The following is a 15,901-nucleotide window of genomic DNA, read 5'->3' on the forward strand; positions in this document are numbered from 1 at the left end:
CCGGACATGCGCTCTTATCGTGCGGACCGTCAATCCGGCCAGCGGCGGTGCTGCCACATCCATTGGCCCGGATCGTCGCGCACCCAGTCGCCCAGCAGGGCGTTGACCTGACGCATGGCAGCCAGCGTGTCGGCCTTGATGTCACCCGTCCGCGCCAGGGCCAAAGGCGGCAGGGCCGTGACACGGAAGCGGGCAGGGCCCAGGCGGACAACGCGGATGGGCACGGCCGGCGCGTCATAGCGCAGGGCCAGATCGGCCAGCACCGTGCCCGTCCGCGCCTCCCGCCCCAGGAAGGGGACGGCGGGTCCTTCGTTCAGCTTCTGGTCGACCAGAAGCCCCACGTGACCGCCGGTCCGGATGGCGGCCATCAACCCGCGCGCGGCTTCCCGTCCCTTGGGCACCATGGTCCCGCCCAGTGGCGTGCGGGCGCGGGCCAGCATCTCCGCGACATAGGGATTATTGGGCTTGCGGAAGACATAGGTCAGGTCCAGCCCGAACCGGGCCGACGCCATGGCGCACAATTCCCAATTGGCGAAATGGCCCGTGAAAACGATCCCGGGCCGCCCGTCATTGGCCAGGGCCTGCAGATGTTCGGCCCCCACCATTTCCACATGCCGGTCGAAATTCGCCGCAATGCGATCCAGATGCACATATTCGGCGAAGGTGCGGCCCAGATTGTCCCAGGCCTGGCTGATGATGGCATCGACGCGCGCCGGCTCCAGCTCCGGCAGGGCGCGTTCAATGTCGCGGCGCATGCGGCGTGTGCGCGACAAATGCGGTCCCAGCCGGCGCAGCAAGCCACCGCCCAGGTCGGATGCCTTTTCCGGCGACAGCCGCCGCATGATCTTGATGAAAATCCAGACGGCCACGGCCTGCAGCCGGTACAGAAACAGCCGGTCCAGCCTGCGGCGCAGGCGGCTATGGTTGGCCATGGCCTTCCTCCATCAACCGGTCCAGCAGGGCCTCGATCCCGGTCGGATCGTCCCAGTACAGGGTCACGGGCAACGTGTCGACCTTGTCCGCCCAGTTCGGGGGCAGGCGCATGGCATCCTTCTCCGTCGTCACCAATAGTGCATCCGCCGCCATCGCCTGCCGGGCAAGCCCGTCCAGATCGGCCGGGCGATAGGGGTGATGGTCGGCGAACCCCCTTTCCGCCACCACCTGCGCCCCGACGGCGCGCAGCGTGGCGAAGAACTTGGCGGGCTTGCCGATGCCAGCGAAACCCAGGACCCGCCGTCCGCACAGCCTTGCAGCGGCCGCCGCGTCCGGTACCAGCTGCGCCGTCAGCACGGGCAGCCCCCCCGGCACCGCCCGTGCGGCCGCCAGTCCCGGCCCTTCGCCCATCACCACGATCGCCGATGCCCGCGCCAGCCCGTCTGCGACGGGTTCACGCAAAGGGCCGGCCGGCATGACCAGCCCGTTGCCGAACCCGTCCCGCCCATCCACGACGATCAGCGACAGGTCCTTGCGCAAGGCCGGGTTCTGGAACCCGTCATCCAGGATGATGGCCTGAACTCCCGCTGCGGCCATGGCGCTGGCCGCAGCGACGCGGTCCCGCCCGATCCAGGCCGGGTGGTGGCGCGACAGCAGCAGCGGCTCGTCCCCCACCTCCCGCGCGGTGTGGCGGACGGGGTCGACGGGCAGGGGCCCGGCCAGCCGCCCGCCATGCCCGCGCGACAGCGACGCTGCCACCACGCCACGCGCCCGCAGCCGGCTGACCAGGTCCATCACCACAGGCGTCTTGCCCGCCCCCCCAGCCACCAGATTGCCGACGCACAGCACGGGCACGGGGACCTTGACGGGGATGCTCCGCCAGTGCCGCAGGGCCGCCCCGGTTCCCCACAGCAGCGACAGCGGCCACAGCATTGCCGCCGCGGCCCCGCGCTTGGCGTACCAGAAGCCCGGCGTCCGCATCAGCCGATCCCCGCTTCGGCCAGCAGCGGCGCCAGCGCCGCCATGACGGCATCCAGCGCCCCGGCGTTGCGCAGCGCCACATCCCGCGCCGCGACCGTCTGCGTCGTGCGCCGGTCAGGATCGGTCAGCAGACCGGCGACGGCATCGCCGATGCCCGCCGGCCCTTCAAGGGGCAGCAACCCGCCCGCCGCCTCCATGGCGGCCTGGATCTCGGCGAAATTGACCATGTGGGGACCATGGATGACGGCGCTGTCCAGCAAGGCCGGCTCGATGGGATTGTGCCCGCCGACGGGGGCGAAGGACCCGCCCATGACCGTGACCGGCGCGGTGCGGAAGACCAGCCCCATCTCCCCCAGCGTATCCACCAGATAGGCCGCGTCGCCCGCCGCGGGCAGGGCGCCCAGGCTGCGCCGTGTGAAGGCCAGGCGGGATTGCGTCAGCAGGTCCGCCACCTCCGCCCCCCGGCTGGGGTGGCGCGGGACCAGCAGCAGCAGAGCACCCGGCACCCGCTCCATCACGGCGCCATGGGCCGCGATCGCCATTGCCTCCTCCCCCGGATGGGTGCTGGCAAAGCACCAGACCGGGCGGGGGCCGATGGCGGCCGACAGGGCAGCCAGGCTGTCCGGGGCGGCGGGCAGGGGGCTGCTGGCATATTTCAGATTGCCGATGGCGCGGCTGTCGCCGATGCCCAGCGTGCGCAGCCTGTCGGCCGCCGCTGCCGTCTGCGCCAGCGCAAGGCGGAAGACGGACAGCAGCCGCCGGGCCGTGCCGGGCGCGCGGCGCCAGTTGGCGAAACTCTTCCCGGACAGGCGGGCATTGACCAGGGCACAGGGGATGGCCCGCCGCCGGATGGCGCCCAGCAGGTTGGGCCAGAATTCGGACTCGATCCACAACACCAGATCGGGTCGCCAATGGTCCAGGAATCCGGCCACGGCACCGGGCAGGTCGACCGGCACATATTGATGGAAGGCGCGTGTGGCCGGCAGTCGCTTCGCCATCAGCTCGGCCGAGGTGACGGTGCCCGTGGTGACCATGACGGACAGCCCCGCATCGCCCGCCAGCAGCCGGTCGACCAATGGCAGCACGGCCAGTGATTCCCCCACCGACGCCGCATGGATCCAGGCCAGCCGCCCGGGCGGCCGGGGCCGTTGCGGGCGGCCCAGCCGTTCATGCCGACGCGCCGGGTCCTCCTTCCCGCGTGCGGCCCGCTGGTCCAGCAGGCGCGTCACGGCCGGGCCGGCAAGGCGGGTCAAGCCATGGTAAAGGCATTCCAGCATGGGTTCTCGAACGGGCAACGGGCAGGCCTGGGGTCAATGGCGCGCACCCTAGCACGGGCGCAAAGCGCGTCGCCAGTTCCCCCCGGTCCCGTCCGCACAATGCCCCGCCCCCGCCCCAATCCGGCCGCGATCGGCGCCCAGCGTGCAAGGGTAGCGGGCTTACGGGCCCGAAGACCGGATATGATGAGATCATGCGCAATCACCTGCCGCTCGCGGCCGCCACGGCGGCCCTTCTGGCCCTGACCACCACCGGGGCTGCCCTGGCCGACTGGGGCGATCGTGATGGTGATCGGCATCAGCACCGTGAGGATGATCGCGGCGGGCGCGGCCGGGACCGTGATGGTGACCGTCATGGCCATGAGGACCGGGGGCGCGACTGGAATGACCGCGACCGGGGTCGCGACTTCCATCATCATGATCACTATCGCCCGGGCCCGCCGCCGCCGCCGCCGATCTATTACCGCCCGCCCCCTCCGATCTATTATCGGCCGGCCCCGCCGCCCCCGGTCTATTACCGGCCGGCCCCGCCGCCGGTGGTGCATTACCACGTTGTGCAGCCCCAATATTGGCATGGCCATTATGGCGACCGCTGGCGCCGCCTGCCGGATTTCTATGCCCTGGATGTCGGGATCGACCGCGGTCGCTGCGACCGCCGGATGGTGGGCAGCAACGCCGGAACCCTGCTGGGCGCCGTGGCGGGTGGTCTGGCGGGTTCCACCATCGGCGACGGGCGCGGCCAGGTGGCGGCCACGCTGGGCGGTGTCCTGATCGGCGCGGCCATCGGCAGCAGCCTGTCCGGCCCGCAATCCTACGCGGATCACGGCTGCGTCGTGCAGACCTTCGAACGCGCACCCACGGGCCAGGCCGTGGTCTGGGACAATCCCGATATCGGCGCCCGCTACAGCCTGACCCCCACCCGCACCTGGGAGGCAGAGGAAGGCCGTTACTGCCGGGAATATAACAGCGTGGCAGAGATCGGCGGCCGCACCCAGTCCGTCTACGGCACGGCCTGCCGTCAGCCGGACGGCAGTTGGGAGATTGTGCGTTGATATCCATCTGGGGTCTTGACGGGCGGGTTGCCAGGCACGACCTTAGCAGGGATGACACGGGCACCGATGGTGGCCCGATCCTGCCTGTATGCGGCATGGCCGCCGGTAGTGGAGATGACCTGATGCGCGAAGTGAACGCCCGCCGCACCCGTTCGGCCGGTCTGGCCCTGTTGCTGGCCGCGCCCCTGCTGGCGACGCCGGTCCTGGCGGCGGATTCCGGCAAGCCGGTCAATGGTTTCAAGCCCATCACCCGCGACCTGACCCCCGGCGAACGCGCGGCGGCCCAGTCCTATGCCCGCCCCGGCGACAATGCCGCGGCGGCGGCCCTGGCGCTTGCTGGCGGGATCGAGAGCGGTGGCGGTGCCCCCGCCACCGGCTTCAGCATGTCGGTCAGCGGTGGCAATCTGCCGGTCTTCGCCGACGGTTATGGCGCCCGCCGTTCCAACCAGCTTCTGGGCGACGGCCAGATCGGCTATGACGCCGAGCCGTTCTTTTCCAACAACCGCAGCTATTACACGCCCTACGGCTATACCGCGGCCACCCCGCGCCTGAACTATAATGAAAGTTTCCTGCGCCATCTTTATGGCGGGAACATCGCGGGTGTCCCGTCGGTGTCGGCGCCGACGCAGTTCTGGGACGGGCGGCGCTGATCGATGCGTAAGGCACTGGTTCCGGGGCTGCTGTCGGCGCTGCTGGTCCTGACGCCGGCCATGGCACAGGAGGCGTCGCCGGCCCCCGCCGCGCCAGCCAATACCTTCAAGCCGCTGCCCGCGGGGGAGCCGCTGCCGGGTCAGGCCGTGTCGATCGATGATGCGGATGAACGGGCCCGCGCCGCCCTGCCGCCGCCCTGCACGGGGCGCAGCCGGTCAGGCGCCGAAACGGGGACATGGCTGGGGGCGGCGCTGGGCATTGTGGCCGGGCTGTTTGCCAGCGACAAGGATGACAGCGGCCTGACCAAGGCGGGCAAGGCCGCGGCCGGTGCCGGCGTGGGCTCCACCGTCGGCTATCTGGCGGGCCGCGCCAGCGACGGGGATCGCGACTGTCCCGGCATGAAGGAGGAACTGCCCGGTTCCCCGATTGTGCCCGGTGATGATGAAATCCAGTGGGAAAAGACGCGGCGGGAGCGGGCAGGCGGACCCTGACCCTGCCAAAATCATCCGGTGCCTGCTGCTTTTGACGGATTCACCTGGAGTCCGTGCTGTGCTAGATTCGCGCGCAGTGTCCTGTCCGGCCCCAACTGGCCGGTTGCCGCAGGTTGGGAGTTGTCGCCATGGCGATGCGCGTTCGTGAGGATTATCGCGGTCTGACCGGTCCTGAAAAGGCCGCGATCCTGATGCTTGCGCTGGGGGAGGAAATCGCCTCCAAGCTGTTCTCCCTGATGGGCGATGACGAGATCAAGGAACTGTCCCAGACCATGGCCAATCTGGGCTCGGTCAGTTCCAATCTGGTTGAACGCCTGTTCGTGGAATTTGCCGAGCAGATCAGTTCCACCGGCTCTCTGGTCGGTTCGTTCGACAGCACCGAACGCCTGCTGACCAAGGTCCTGCCCAAGGACAAGGTCGACCAGATCATGGAGGAAATCCGTGGTCCCGCCGGTCGCACCATGTGGGACAAGCTGACCAATGTGAACGAGCAGGTGCTGGCCAACTATCTGAAGAACGAATATCCGCAGACCGTCGCCGTGATCATGTCCAAGATCAAGGGCGACCATGCCGGCCGCGTGCTGCAGCTTCTGCCCGAAAGCTTCGCCATGGAAGTCATCATGCGCATGCTGCGCATGGAGGCGGTGCAGAAGGAGGTTATCGACGATATCGAGCGCACGCTGCGCACCGAATTCATGTCGAACCTGGCCCGCACCAACCGCCGCGACGCGCACGAGATGATGGCGGAAATCTTCAACAGCTTCGACCGCAATACCGAAAGCCGTTTCATCGCGGCCCTGGAAGAACGCAACCGCGACAGCGCCGAGCGCATCCGCGCCCTGATGTTCACGTTCGAGGATCTGTCCAAGCTGGATCCCAGCGGCATCCAGACCCTGCTGCGCAATGTCGACAAGCAGAAGCTGGCCACGGCCCTGAAGGGGGCATCGGACACGCTGAAGGACATGTTCTTCACCAACATGTCCGAACGTGCGGCCAAGATCATGCGCGAAGACATGGGTGCGATGGGCCCCGTCCGCCTGCGCGATGTGGACGAGGCGCAGATGTACATGGTGCAGCTGACCAAGGACATGGCCGCCCGCGGCGAAATCGTCATCGCCAGCGGCAAGGGCGAGGACGAGCTGGTCTACTGACCGGCCGCATCCCCGCTGCTTTTCCTCACGCCCGGCTCATCAGCCCCAGGCGGACGGCCAGCCCCAGGAACACGGTACCCGACGCGTAGTTCAGCACCCTGGCGGCGGCCGGATTGCGGGCCAAGGTGCGGCCCAAGCCCCCGGCCCCGGCGCCGACCAGCCCATTCACGATGGTGCCGGAAATGTTCATCATCGTGCCCAGCACCAGGGCCTGCACCACCACCGACCCCCGCGCCGGATCGATGAATTGCGGCAGGAAGGCCAGGAAGAAGATGGCGACCTTGGGGTTCAGGATATTGGTGACGGCGCCGCGCAGGAAGATGCGGGTGATGTCATTCTGCGTCACCGCCGTGCCATCGGCCACGGGTGGGGCGGCGCGATAGGTGTTCCAGGCCAGCCAGACCAGATAGGCGGCGCCCGTCCAGCGCACGATCTCGAACAGCAGCGGCGATGCCATCAGCAGCCCCGCCAGTCCGAAGGCGGCGGCCGCCGTATGGACCATGGCCCCGGCCGCCACCCCCAGCGACGCCGCCACCCCTGCCTTCGGCCCGCGATGCGCCCCGCTGCCCAGACAGAACAGCATGTCGGGGCCTGGGGTCAGGTTCAGCGCCAGAGCGGCAGCCATGAACAGAAGCAGGGTCTCAATGGGGAAGGCGGGCATGGGGACGGCGCTCCATCATGGATGACGCCCCCATGCTGCGGCTGGTGACGGCATTACACCACCACGATTTCGTCAGCCCTGTATCCCTGGATATAGAGCAGGGCGGTCAGGTCGCCATTGTCGATGCGGGCGCGGGCCTGGGCCGCGACGCTGGGCTTGGCATGATAGGCGACACCGATGCCGGCCGCCAGCAGCATGGGCAGGTCATTGGCCCCGTCGCCGACGGTAATGCTGGACGCGACCGGCACGCGCTTGGCCGCCGCGATGCGGATCAGGGCCTGATATTTGGCATCCTTGTCCAGGATCGGCTCATGCACCGTGCCGTCCAGCTTGCCGCCGGCCACGGTCAGGTCGTTGGCCTGATCCTCGTCAAAGCCCAGGGTGCCGCGGACATGGGCGGTGAAGGTCTTGAACCCGCCCGACACCAGCGCGCAATAGACGCCATGCTTCTTCAGGGTGGCGATCAGGGTGGCGGCACCGGGCATATAGGTGATGCGGCCGATCATGTCGGTCAAAACCGATGCTTCCAGCCCGGCCAGCAGCGACACTCGCTCGCGCAGCGCGCCCTTGAAGTCGATCTCGCCATTCATGGCGCGGTGGGTGATGGCGGCGATCCGCTCCCGCGCGCCGATCAGGTCGCCCAACTCGTCCAGCATTTCCTGCTGGATGATGGTGGATTCCATGTCGGCGACCAGCACCGACTTGCGCCGCCCCTCCACCCCTTGCGCTACGATATCCACGGGCAGCCCCGCCAGCGCCTTGGCCACGGCCGCCTGCGCCTGATCATCGTTCAAGCCATTGAAGCCGATATCGGCGGCGATGCCCCGGGCCAGCCAGTCGGCCGGCGCCGTCTCCGCCCCCAGATCGGCCAGCGCCGTGCGTGCCGTCTTGGCGATGGCATCATCCAGGGCGGGGGCCGCCGGATTGGCGATCAGGGTCAGGACTTGGCGCAGCATGGGGAGTTCCCGTCCAAAGCGGTGGTCGATTGCCGCCCTTATCGCCGCTGCGGGAGCGGAGCGCAATGGGGTGCGGCGGGGGGCGGGGATGCTCAATCGACGCGGGGTTGGATACGGACCTTCCGTTCCTGCCGCAATTGCAGGAACCGTTCAATCAGCCGGCGGTAGAAGCCCGGCGGAAGGTGACCATAGGCGAAACGCCCCGGATCGCCCGGTATTGGATGAAGATCGAAACCCGGCCAATTGAATACATTCAGGTCGGTCAGCACGACCCAGGATTTTTCGCCGTCCAACCCCAGATGTGCCTTAACGGCGGCGGGTATCTCGACACAAATGTCCGGATCGGCTGGTGGCCGATGCGTGATGGGGGCGACCGTCACCTGGGGGGCGGAACTTCCCTGTGGCTGCACGCAAAGCAGTATGGCAGCGGGCCGGTTCTTGCGCCCCTCCGTTAATCCCGTGACCGCCTCGTGCCGCCACAGATAGGAATAACAGATGACAAGACCGTTCTCCGGCTTGGGCAGCGCCATCCGGCCTTACTCGTCCAGCAAACGGTCAAGATGGGCATGGGCCGGGTCCATCTGGGCCTGTCCGATGGCGTCCACGATCTCGTCCGGCAGTTCCTCGATAAGGTAGGCCTTGCGGGCGGCCTGTGCCTTCAGCCGCTGATATTCGTCAAAGGCTGGGGCCGACATGAAATAGCCGCTGGTGCGGCCATGGCTGGTGATGGCGACCGGCTCCCGCTGCGCCTCTTCCTTGTACCGGCCGAAATTCTTGGCAAACTCGGTGGCGGTGACGGCAACCATGGGGCTCTCCGTAAATTCCGTATCTTGCGGAATTGTAGCGCCCCTTGGGTCCAAGTCCAGGGACATCGTCTGCTTTGCGCAAACTCGGAACCGAAATAATATACCCTGCATGGAAATGGAGATGTCGTCATGGCTATCATCCTTGCCCGGGAGGCCGGTAAAGACGCAGATGCAAGGCGGGAAACGCGCGCTGCTGCGTCCGCCCGTTTAAAATCCATTTTGGATAAGAAAGTTCTCCTTGTCGGGCGGCCCTACTGGCAACAGCCGTGATTTCGTCGAGACCCACTACGGTCGCACAAGGGTCATCACCGCCCGCACCTTTCTGGCGGAGTTCGGCTGATCGTCCACTTGCGAAACCCCGGATCAGGGGCTAACACCCGTTCATGAGCCAACTCTCCGCCACCCCGGACCCGTCAAATCTCTACCCCGCCAATGTCGTCGGCGGCTCCACTGCGCCTTGGAAATCTGGGTCGGCGATCCGGCGGAATGGGGCAGCCTGAAATGGTGGATTCGGCAGAGACGCTTTCGCGCAGGCAGCAAGCGATGCTTGTCCGCTTCCTGTCAGACAAGGGGCGTGTGGAAGAAGCGTTGGACAAGGGCATGTCCATCCTGTCCGACCCGGCCATCGGCGGGCGAGAGGCCGGATGGGTCCGCACCGCCCTGTCGGGTACGGTGCCGCCGTTCCATGGCGCGCTGCTGCGCGATCACGCCCGTAACGATGCCTATGACGCGGCACTGCGTCGGGCGGTGCGTCCCGGTGACCATGTCCTGGATATCGGCACGGGGTCCGGCCTTCTGGCGATGATGGCGGCCCGGGCCGGTGCCGGGCTGGTGACGGCTGTCGAGATGAATCCGATGACGGCCGCCCTGGCCCGCCGGGTCGTGCGTGCCAATGCCCTGGATGATGTCGTCAGGGTGGTGGGGAAACATTCCGATGCCTTGTTGCTGACGCACGATTTGCCGCGCCCGGCGGATGTCGTCGTGTCGGAGATCATCAGCAACAAGGTGCTGGGGCAGAAATTGCTGCCCGTCTATCGCGACGTCATGTCCAGGCTTCTGACCCCCGGTGGCCGGGTCATCCCCGGTCGGGTGGCGGCCATCGTCGCGTTGGGCTGGCATCCGCGCCGGGTGGAAGGGTCGCTGCGGGACGTGTCCGGTTTCGACCTGTCTGCCTTCGACCCCGCCATCCGGCGCGAACGGCTGTTGACCCTGCCCCAGGACGGGTTGGAACTCCGCTCCGACACGGCTGTGCTGTTCGACTTCGATCTGGCGGACGCGTCCAGATGGCCGGGGCCGACCGCCCGTGTGCGGGTCCGCAAGGGGGAAGGCGAGGCCAACTGTCTGATGCAATGGCTGCGCATCACCTTCGATGACAGCGGCGCCCCCGGTTCGATCTATGAGAACCGGCCAGGGTGGATGCAGACTTCCTGCTGGGCGGTCAACTGCATCGGCCTGGAACAGAGCCAGCGATCCGCGCTACCCGGCGAATATGACATCAGCGGCCGTCTGCGCGACGATGACCTTGAAATCTGGCTGGAATAGGTCCGGGTCGACACCCGTGTTATCCGGGCCCACTGTCGGTGGGCTGGGGATGTGACCTGTGACCACGCTTCTGGTGGTCCTTCTCGACATAGACGCGAAGCGTCTGCAAAAAGGCCAGCGTTTCCTGCCGCAGGGGTTGAAGCAATTCCGCCGAAACGCCGGCGGCGGCGACGGCGGCGCCCAACTGTTGCGCCCTGTGCCGATCTGTCGGGGCAAGGTCCAGCTTTTCTGCCTGATCCAGCAGGATCAAGCAGTCATGGGCCTGCAGCGCGATGACGAAGGCCTGCGACATGGGCGCGATCAGCGACGGATCATCGGCCCAGCTACGGCCGCCGAAAAAGGCCTGCGTGACGCGCTGCCCCGCGCCAAAACAGTCGAAATCCAGGCATCCCTGATAGCCTTCTTCGACCCGGGTCGCGTGGATGGTACAGGTGCCGCAGGTGTCCAGATTGGGGCACGGCTGCTGGGCTGGTTTGTCGATCGCAAACCGGTCGGATCGGTCAAAGGCCAGGGCAATGCAGCACAAGGCGGCGCACCGCGTGCAATCGGGGCGCAGGACAGGTTTTTCCATTCGGGGATACCCATTGCGCGATGCCGCTGGTCACCTCGACCGCGTTGAAAACACCGCGCCAGGGAAAATTTCCGAGCCGCGAACGGGCCCTTGAAGTGCGGTAGCTATAGCCAACGCGCAGGGTGGCGTAAAGCCGGGATTCTATCCATGCCGCAGGGCAGGTCCGGCCGATCGTCCGCTTGCGAAACCCCGGATCAGGGGCTAACACCGCACCATGATTTCACACAACGCCGCATCGGCCCCCCTCCATCCCCGCCCTGTGCTGGTCATCGGCGGCCCCACCGCGTCCGGCAAGTCCGGGCTGGCGCTGTCTTGGGCGAAGCGTGCCGGTGGGGTGGTGATCAATGCCGACAGCATGCAGGTCTATGCCGACCTGCGCGTCGTCACCGCCCGCCCGTCGGCGGCGGACGAGGCCGAAGCGCCACACACTCTATATGGTGTCGTGCCCGCGTCGGTACGGATGAGTGCGGCGCGCTGGCGTGAGCTGGCCCTGGCGGAAATCGACCGGGCGCATGCGGAAGGCCGCCTGCCCATCGTGGTGGGGGGCACGGGGCTTTACCTGCGCTCCCTGATGCAGGGCCTGTCCGACATTCCCGACATTCCGGCCGATATGCGTCAGGCCGCCATGGACCTTCAGGCGGCGATCGGCAGCCCGGCCCTGCATGCCCGTCTGGCCGAAATCGACCCCGTGACGGCCGCGCGCCTGCACCCGACCGACAGCCAGCGCCTGATCCGTGCCTGGGAGGTGATCCAGGCCACGGGCCGGTCGATCAGCGACTGGCAGGCGGACCCGCCCACGGACGTGCCCACACACCTGTCCTTCACGACCCTGGTGGTGGAACCGCCGCGCCCCCGGCTTTATGCCCAATGCGACCGGCGGTTCCTGATCATGCTGGATCAGGGGGCGGAGGCGGAGGTGGCGGCGCTGATGGCGCAGGGGCTCGATCCCGCCCTGCCGGCCATGAAGGCGCTGGGCGTGCCGGAGATTGCCGCCATGCTGGACGGTTCGCTGGATCGGGAAACGGCCATCACCAGGGCCCAGCAATTGACCCGCAACTATGCCAAGCGGCAACTGACCTGGTTCCGCAACCAGATGCCTGCCGCAGTGCGGTTGGATTCGACGGAACTTGCATCTGAAGGGGTGTTCGCGAAATTTTATGACCAGATCATGACAGGCATGACTAAGAACATTGCTGAAATGGGTTGACCATCTTTCCGGTTCCGTCTAGGGTGCCGCCACGTCGCCCTTCGCCCCTGCGAGAGGCGGCGTTTTTCAACCCAGTTGGAACTGTCTGAAAGCGTCTGCCATGTCTTCGGGAACCATCCTCTCCGGTGCGGAAATCGTCATCAAGGCCCTTCGGGACCAGGGTGTCGACACGATCTTCGGCTATCCGGGCGGGGCGGTACTACCCATCTATGACGCGCTGTTCAAGCAGAACCAGATCAAGCACATCCTGGTTCGCCACGAACAGGCCGCCGTTCACGCGGCGGAAGGCTATGCCCGCTCGTCCGGCAAGGTCGGCGTCGTGCTGGTCACGTCCGGCCCCGGCGCCACCAATGCCGTCACCGGCCTGGTCGATGCGCTGATGGACAGCATTCCCATCGTCTGCCTGACGGGTCAGGTGCCCACGCACCTGATCGGCAATGACGCGTTCCAGGAATGCGACACGACCGGCATCACGCGGCCCGCGACCAAGCACAATTATCTGGTCAAGGACGTCAATAATCTGGCCCGTACGCTGCACGAGGCGTTCTATGTGGCCAAGAATGGCCGTCCGGGCCCCGTCGTTATCGACATCCCCAAGGATGTGCAGTTCGCCGACGGCGTCTATCGCACGCCGGGCGAAAGCCAGCCCAAATCCTATCGCCCGCAGATCAAGCCCGACCTGAACAAGGTGGAGGAGGCGGTGGAACTGCTGGCTAATGCCAAGCGCCCCATCTTCTATGTCGGCGGCGGCGTCATCAATTCCGGCCCCGTGGCCAGCCAGTTGCTGACGCAACTGGTGCGCATGACCGGCTATCCCTGCACCACCACCCTGATGGGCCTGGGCGCCTATCCCGCGCATGACCAGCAATGGCTGGGCATGCTGGGCATGCACGGCACCTACGAAGCTAATCTGGCGATGCATGGCTGCGACCTGATGGTCTGCGTCGGCGCCCGCTTCGATGACCGCGTCACCGGCAAGATCAGTGAATTCAGCCCCGGATCGAAGAAGATCCATATCGATATCGATCCGTCGAACATCAATAAGAATGTCCGGGTCGACTTGCCCATCGTCGGCGATGCCGCCTATGTCCTGGAAGACATGATCCGCATCTGGAAGGCGCGCAACAAGCGGGCCGATCAGGCGGCGCTGAAGGTCTGGTGGGACCAGATCGCCGTCTGGCGGTCCAAGGATTGCCTGCGGTATGAGAAGACGGACAAGGTCATCAAGCCGCAATATGCGCTGGAACGGCTGCGCGCCGCCATCCAGGGCCGCGACGATGTGTTCATCAGCACCGAAGTGGGCCAGCATCAGATGTGGGCCGCACAGTTCCTGCCCTTCAACAAGCCCAACCGCTGGCTGACTTCGGGCGGGCTGGGCACCATGGGTTACGGCCTGCCGGCCGCCATTGGCGCGCAGATCGCCAATCCCGGCGCGCTCTGCATCGACGTGGCCGGTGAGGCGTCGATCCAGATGAATATTCAGGAAATGTCCACGGCCCTGCAATATCGCCTCCCGGTCAAGGTCTTCATCCTGAACAATCAGTGGATGGGCATGGTCCGGCAGTGGCAGGAACTGCTGCATGGCTCGCGCTATTCGGAAAGCTATTCCGAAGCGCTGCCCGACTTCGTGAAGCTGGCCGATGCCTTTGGCGGCGTGGGCCTGCGCGCCACCAAGGTGAGCGAAGTGGACGATGTCATCGCCGAGATGATCGCCACCCCGCGCGCCGTCATCGTCGATATGTGCGTCGACCAGAAGGAAAACTGCTTCCCCATGATCCCGGGCGGCAAGGCGCACAATGAAATGCTGCTGGGTCCGGAGGAGCGGGTGTCCGACGCCACGCCGGAGGAAGGGATGGTGCTGGTCTGACCCGGCACCGACCTTTCGCCCTTCCGCCGACCTGACAAGATTTTTTTGGGAGCTTTTCCCCGTGACCACCCAACCAAGCAACATCCGCCGCCACACGATATCGGTGCTCGTCGATAACGAGCCGGGCGTGCTGGCGCGTGTCATCGGCCTGTTCTCCGGCCGCGGCTACAATATCGAAAGCCTGACGGTGGCGGAGACCAACGCGTCGGAGAATCTGTCGCGCATCACCGTCGTCACCTCTGGCACGCCCATGATCATCGAACAGATCAAGGTGCAGCTGGACCGGCTGGTGCCGGTGCACAAGGTGAAGGACCTGACGCTTGCCGGCCCGTTCATCGAACGGGAAATGGCGCTGGTCAAGGTTGTCGCCACGGGGGAGAAGCGGGTGGAGTCCTTGCGCATCGCCGATGTGTTCAAGGCCCGCGTCGTCGATGCCACCATTTCCAGCTTCGTGTTCGAGGTCACCGGCACTGCCGAGGACCTGGACCGCTTCATCGATCTGATGGAGCAGCTGGGCGAGGTCGATATCAGCCGCACCGGGGCTGCCGCCCTGTCGCGTGGCCCCTCGACCTTCTGATCCATACGCTTGGTCCATACACTGCCACGGTGTATGGCTCCGACGGATCCATACAATGACCGCCGGCCCCATACCGGGGCCGGTTACGACAACAGCAGAGCAGAACGAAGGAACATTCCCATGCGCGTCTATTACGATCGCGACGCCGACGTGAACCTGATCAAGGGCAAGAAGGTCGCCATTGTCGGCTATGGCAGCCAGGGTCACGCCCATGCCCAGAATCTGCGCGACAGCGGCGTGACGGACGTGACCATCGCGCTGAAGGCCGGTTCCGCCACCCGCGCCAAGGCCGAGGCCGCCGGCTTCAAGGTCCTGACCCCGGCCGAAGCCGCCGCCTATGCCGACGTCATCATGATCCTGACGCCGGACGAGCTGCAGGCCGACCTGTACAATAACGAGATCGGCCCGAACCTGAAGAACGGCGCCGCCGTTGCCTTCGCCCACGGCCTGAACGTGCATTTCCGTCTGATCGAGCCCAAGGCCGATATCGACGTGTTCATGATCGCGCCGAAGGGCCCCGGCCACACGGTGCGCGGCGAGTACAAGAAGGGCGGCGGCGTCCCCTGCCTGGTGGCCGTCCACCAGAACGCGTCCGGCAATGCCTTCGACATCGCCCTGTCCTATGCTTCCGCCGTCGGCGGCGGCCGGTCGGGCATCATCGAGACCACCTTCAAGGAAGAGTGCGAAACCGACCTGTTCGGTGAGCAGGCCGTGCTGTGCGGCGGCCTGACCCGCCTGATCCAGGCCGGTTTCGAGACGCTGGTGGAAGCCGGCTACGCTCCGGAGATGGCCTATTTCGAGTGCCTGCATGAAGTGAAGCTGATCGTGGACCTGATCTACGAAGGCGGCATCGCCAACATGCGCTACTCCATCTCCAACACGGCCGAATATGGTGACTATGTCACCGGTCCGCGCATCGTCACGGACGAGACCAAGGCCGAGATGAAGCGCGTGCTGGAAGACATCCAGTCCGGCCGCTTCGTCCGCGACTGGATCCTGGAAAACAAGGCCGGCACCCCGTCCTTCAAGGCCACCCGCCGCCGCCAGGCCGAGCACCAGATCGAGGAAGTGGGCGGCAAGCTGCGCGCCATGATGCCCTGGATCTCCGCTAACAAGCTGGTGGACAAGGCCAAGAACTGAGCTTTGCCCAAGGCTTGGTGAGAGTAAGCGCCGCCCGGCGG

At 66.3% G+C, this 15,901-nt stretch carries 18 protein-coding genes; 10 read left to right on the forward strand and 8 right to left on the reverse strand.

What is annotated here, in order from left to right; genetic code table 11:
• Positions 1 to 29: 29 nt before the first annotated feature.
• The 3 genes from ACODTW_RS20420 to ACODTW_RS20430 are packed head-to-tail and all read right to left on the reverse strand — an operon-like array spanning position 30 to position 3,191.
• The gene (locus ACODTW_RS20420; protein ID WP_488947921.1) at positions 30 to 932 is read right to left on the reverse strand and encodes a lipid A biosynthesis lauroyl acyltransferase; all 903 of its coding nucleotides are present in this window, start codon (positions 930 to 932) and stop codon (positions 30 to 32) included.
• Complete coding sequence (gene lpxK / locus ACODTW_RS20425; protein WP_488947922.1) at positions 919 to 1,914, reverse strand: tetraacyldisaccharide 4'-kinase; 996 nt, start codon at positions 1,912 to 1,914, stop codon at positions 919 to 921. The genes ACODTW_RS20420 and lpxK overlap by 14 nt, the downstream gene beginning before the upstream one ends.
• On the reverse strand, positions 1,914 to 3,191 hold the full coding sequence (locus ACODTW_RS20430; RefSeq protein ID WP_488947923.1) for a 3-deoxy-D-manno-octulosonic acid transferase: 1,278 nt from the start codon (positions 3,189 to 3,191) through the stop codon (positions 1,914 to 1,916). Before ACODTW_RS20430 ends, lpxK begins: the two co-directional genes overlap by 1 nt.
• 191 nt (positions 3,192 to 3,382) lie before the next feature.
• Between ACODTW_RS20430 and ACODTW_RS20435 the strand changes: the two genes are divergently transcribed.
• The 4 genes from ACODTW_RS20435 to fliG all read left to right on the forward strand — a co-directional run bounded on the left by ACODTW_RS20435 (position 3,383) and on the right by fliG (position 6,533).
• A complete protein-coding gene (locus ACODTW_RS20435) occupies positions 3,383 to 4,240 on the forward strand; it encodes an RT0821/Lpp0805 family surface protein (protein ID WP_488947924.1) in 858 nt (285 codons plus the stop codon).
• Positions 4,241 to 4,362: 122 nt separating this feature from the next.
• Entirely contained in the window at positions 4,363 to 4,890 is a 528-nt protein-coding gene (locus tag ACODTW_RS20440) for a hypothetical protein (RefSeq protein ID WP_488947925.1), read from the forward strand.
• A gap of 3 nt (positions 4,891 to 4,893) precedes the next feature.
• A complete protein-coding gene (locus tag ACODTW_RS20445; RefSeq protein WP_488947926.1) occupies positions 4,894 to 5,382 on the forward strand; it encodes a hypothetical protein in 489 nt (162 codons plus the stop codon).
• A 128-nt stretch (positions 5,383 to 5,510) separates the two neighbouring features.
• A complete protein-coding gene (gene fliG, locus ACODTW_RS20450; protein WP_488947927.1) occupies positions 5,511 to 6,533 on the forward strand; it encodes a flagellar motor switch protein FliG in 1,023 nt (340 codons plus the stop codon).
• A gap of 25 nt (positions 6,534 to 6,558) precedes the next feature.
• Here the strand turns inward: fliG and ACODTW_RS20455 are convergent, their stop codons facing one another.
• The 4 genes from ACODTW_RS20455 to ACODTW_RS20470 all read right to left on the reverse strand — a co-directional run bounded on the left by ACODTW_RS20455 (position 6,559) and on the right by ACODTW_RS20470 (position 8,956).
• On the reverse strand, positions 6,559 to 7,194 hold the full coding sequence (locus ACODTW_RS20455; RefSeq protein ID WP_488947928.1) for a LysE family translocator: 636 nt from the start codon (positions 7,192 to 7,194) through the stop codon (positions 6,559 to 6,561).
• A gap of 53 nt (positions 7,195 to 7,247) precedes the next feature.
• A complete protein-coding gene (gene serB / locus ACODTW_RS20460; RefSeq protein WP_488948003.1) occupies positions 7,248 to 8,147 on the reverse strand; it encodes a phosphoserine phosphatase SerB in 900 nt (299 codons plus the stop codon).
• A 95-nt stretch (positions 8,148 to 8,242) separates the two neighbouring features.
• Entirely contained in the window at positions 8,243 to 8,680 is a 438-nt protein-coding gene (locus tag ACODTW_RS20465; protein WP_488947929.1) for a growth inhibitor PemK, read from the reverse strand.
• A 6-nt stretch (positions 8,681 to 8,686) separates the two neighbouring features.
• Positions 8,687 to 8,956, reverse strand: coding sequence for a type II toxin-antitoxin system Phd/YefM family antitoxin (locus ACODTW_RS20470; protein WP_488947930.1), 270 nt, complete (start codon positions 8,954 to 8,956; stop codon positions 8,687 to 8,689).
• 129 nt (positions 8,957 to 9,085) lie between these two features.
• Here ACODTW_RS20470 and ACODTW_RS20475 point away from each other — a divergent pair, with 129 nt between their 5' ends.
• Both ACODTW_RS20475 and ACODTW_RS20480 read left to right on the forward strand, forming a co-directional pair.
• Positions 9,086 to 9,226 carry a hypothetical protein gene (locus tag ACODTW_RS20475; RefSeq protein ID WP_488947931.1) on the forward strand — a complete coding sequence of 47 codons (141 nt, stop codon included), beginning with the start codon at positions 9,086 to 9,088 and terminating at the stop codon, positions 9,224 to 9,226.
• A gap of 273 nt (positions 9,227 to 9,499) precedes the next feature.
• Positions 9,500 to 10,498 carry a 50S ribosomal protein L11 methyltransferase gene (locus ACODTW_RS20480; protein WP_488947932.1) on the forward strand — a complete coding sequence of 333 codons (999 nt, stop codon included), beginning with the start codon at positions 9,500 to 9,502 and terminating at the stop codon, positions 10,496 to 10,498.
• Positions 10,499 to 10,517: 19 nt separating this feature from the next.
• Here the strand turns inward: ACODTW_RS20480 and ACODTW_RS20485 are convergent, their stop codons facing one another.
• Positions 10,518 to 11,069 carry a hypothetical protein gene (locus ACODTW_RS20485; protein WP_488947933.1) on the reverse strand — a complete coding sequence of 184 codons (552 nt, stop codon included), beginning with the start codon at positions 11,067 to 11,069 and terminating at the stop codon, positions 10,518 to 10,520.
• Positions 11,070 to 11,283: 214 nt separating this feature from the next.
• Here ACODTW_RS20485 and miaA point away from each other — a divergent pair, with 214 nt between their 5' ends.
• From miaA to ilvC, 4 genes are all read left to right on the forward strand, one after another.
• Complete coding sequence (gene miaA / locus ACODTW_RS20490; RefSeq protein WP_488947934.1) at positions 11,284 to 12,276, forward strand: tRNA (adenosine(37)-N6)-dimethylallyltransferase MiaA; 993 nt, start codon at positions 11,284 to 11,286, stop codon at positions 12,274 to 12,276.
• Positions 12,277 to 12,376: 100 nt separating this feature from the next.
• Positions 12,377 to 14,143: an acetolactate synthase 3 large subunit gene (locus tag ACODTW_RS20495; protein ID WP_488947935.1), complete on the forward strand. Its 1,767-nt coding sequence runs from the start codon at positions 12,377 to 12,379 to the stop codon at positions 14,141 to 14,143.
• 61 nt (positions 14,144 to 14,204) lie between these two features.
• Positions 14,205 to 14,720 carry an acetolactate synthase small subunit gene (gene ilvN, locus ACODTW_RS20500; protein ID WP_488947936.1) on the forward strand — a complete coding sequence of 172 codons (516 nt, stop codon included), beginning with the start codon at positions 14,205 to 14,207 and terminating at the stop codon, positions 14,718 to 14,720.
• 120 nt (positions 14,721 to 14,840) lie between these two features.
• Entirely contained in the window at positions 14,841 to 15,860 is a 1,020-nt protein-coding gene (gene ilvC, locus ACODTW_RS20505; protein ID WP_488947937.1) for a ketol-acid reductoisomerase, read from the forward strand.
• The last annotated feature ends 41 nt before the right edge of the window (positions 15,861 to 15,901 follow it).

Source organism: Niveispirillum sp. FG148 (assembly GCF_057809655.1).

Excerpts from the sequence above, each read along its gene's own strand:
- ACODTW_RS20465 (WP_488947929.1), bottom strand. The coding sequence starts at position 8,680 with ATGGCGCTGCCCAAGCCGGAGAACGGTCTTGTCATCTGTTATTCCTAT.
- lpxK (WP_488947922.1), bottom strand. The coding sequence starts at position 1,914 with ATGCGGACGCCGGGCTTCTGGTACGCCAAGCGCGGGGCCGCGGCGGCA.
- ACODTW_RS20485 (WP_488947933.1), bottom strand. The coding sequence starts at position 11,069 with ATGGAAAAACCTGTCCTGCGCCCCGATTGCACGCGGTGCGCCGCCTTG.
- ACODTW_RS20495 (WP_488947935.1), top strand. The coding sequence starts at position 12,377 with ATGTCTTCGGGAACCATCCTCTCCGGTGCGGAAATCGTCATCAAGGCC.
- miaA (WP_488947934.1), top strand. The coding sequence starts at position 11,284 with ATGATTTCACACAACGCCGCATCGGCCCCCCTCCATCCCCGCCCTGTG.
- ACODTW_RS20470 (WP_488947930.1), bottom strand. The coding sequence starts at position 8,956 with ATGGTTGCCGTCACCGCCACCGAGTTTGCCAAGAATTTCGGCCGGTAC.
- ilvC (WP_488947937.1), top strand. The coding sequence starts at position 14,841 with ATGCGCGTCTATTACGATCGCGACGCCGACGTGAACCTGATCAAGGGC.
- ACODTW_RS20455 (WP_488947928.1), bottom strand. The coding sequence starts at position 7,194 with ATGCCCGCCTTCCCCATTGAGACCCTGCTTCTGTTCATGGCTGCCGCT.
- ACODTW_RS20480 (WP_488947932.1), top strand. The coding sequence starts at position 9,500 with ATGCTTGTCCGCTTCCTGTCAGACAAGGGGCGTGTGGAAGAAGCGTTG.
- ACODTW_RS20420 (WP_488947921.1), bottom strand. The coding sequence starts at position 932 with ATGGCCAACCATAGCCGCCTGCGCCGCAGGCTGGACCGGCTGTTTCTG.
- ACODTW_RS20445 (WP_488947926.1), top strand. The coding sequence starts at position 4,894 with ATGCGTAAGGCACTGGTTCCGGGGCTGCTGTCGGCGCTGCTGGTCCTG.
- ACODTW_RS20435 (WP_488947924.1), top strand. The coding sequence starts at position 3,383 with ATGCGCAATCACCTGCCGCTCGCGGCCGCCACGGCGGCCCTTCTGGCC.
- ACODTW_RS20475 (WP_488947931.1), top strand. The coding sequence starts at position 9,086 with ATGGCTATCATCCTTGCCCGGGAGGCCGGTAAAGACGCAGATGCAAGG.
- ACODTW_RS20430 (WP_488947923.1), bottom strand. The coding sequence starts at position 3,191 with ATGCTGGAATGCCTTTACCATGGCTTGACCCGCCTTGCCGGCCCGGCC.
- fliG (WP_488947927.1), top strand. The coding sequence starts at position 5,511 with ATGGCGATGCGCGTTCGTGAGGATTATCGCGGTCTGACCGGTCCTGAA.
- ACODTW_RS20440 (WP_488947925.1), top strand. The coding sequence starts at position 4,363 with ATGCGCGAAGTGAACGCCCGCCGCACCCGTTCGGCCGGTCTGGCCCTG.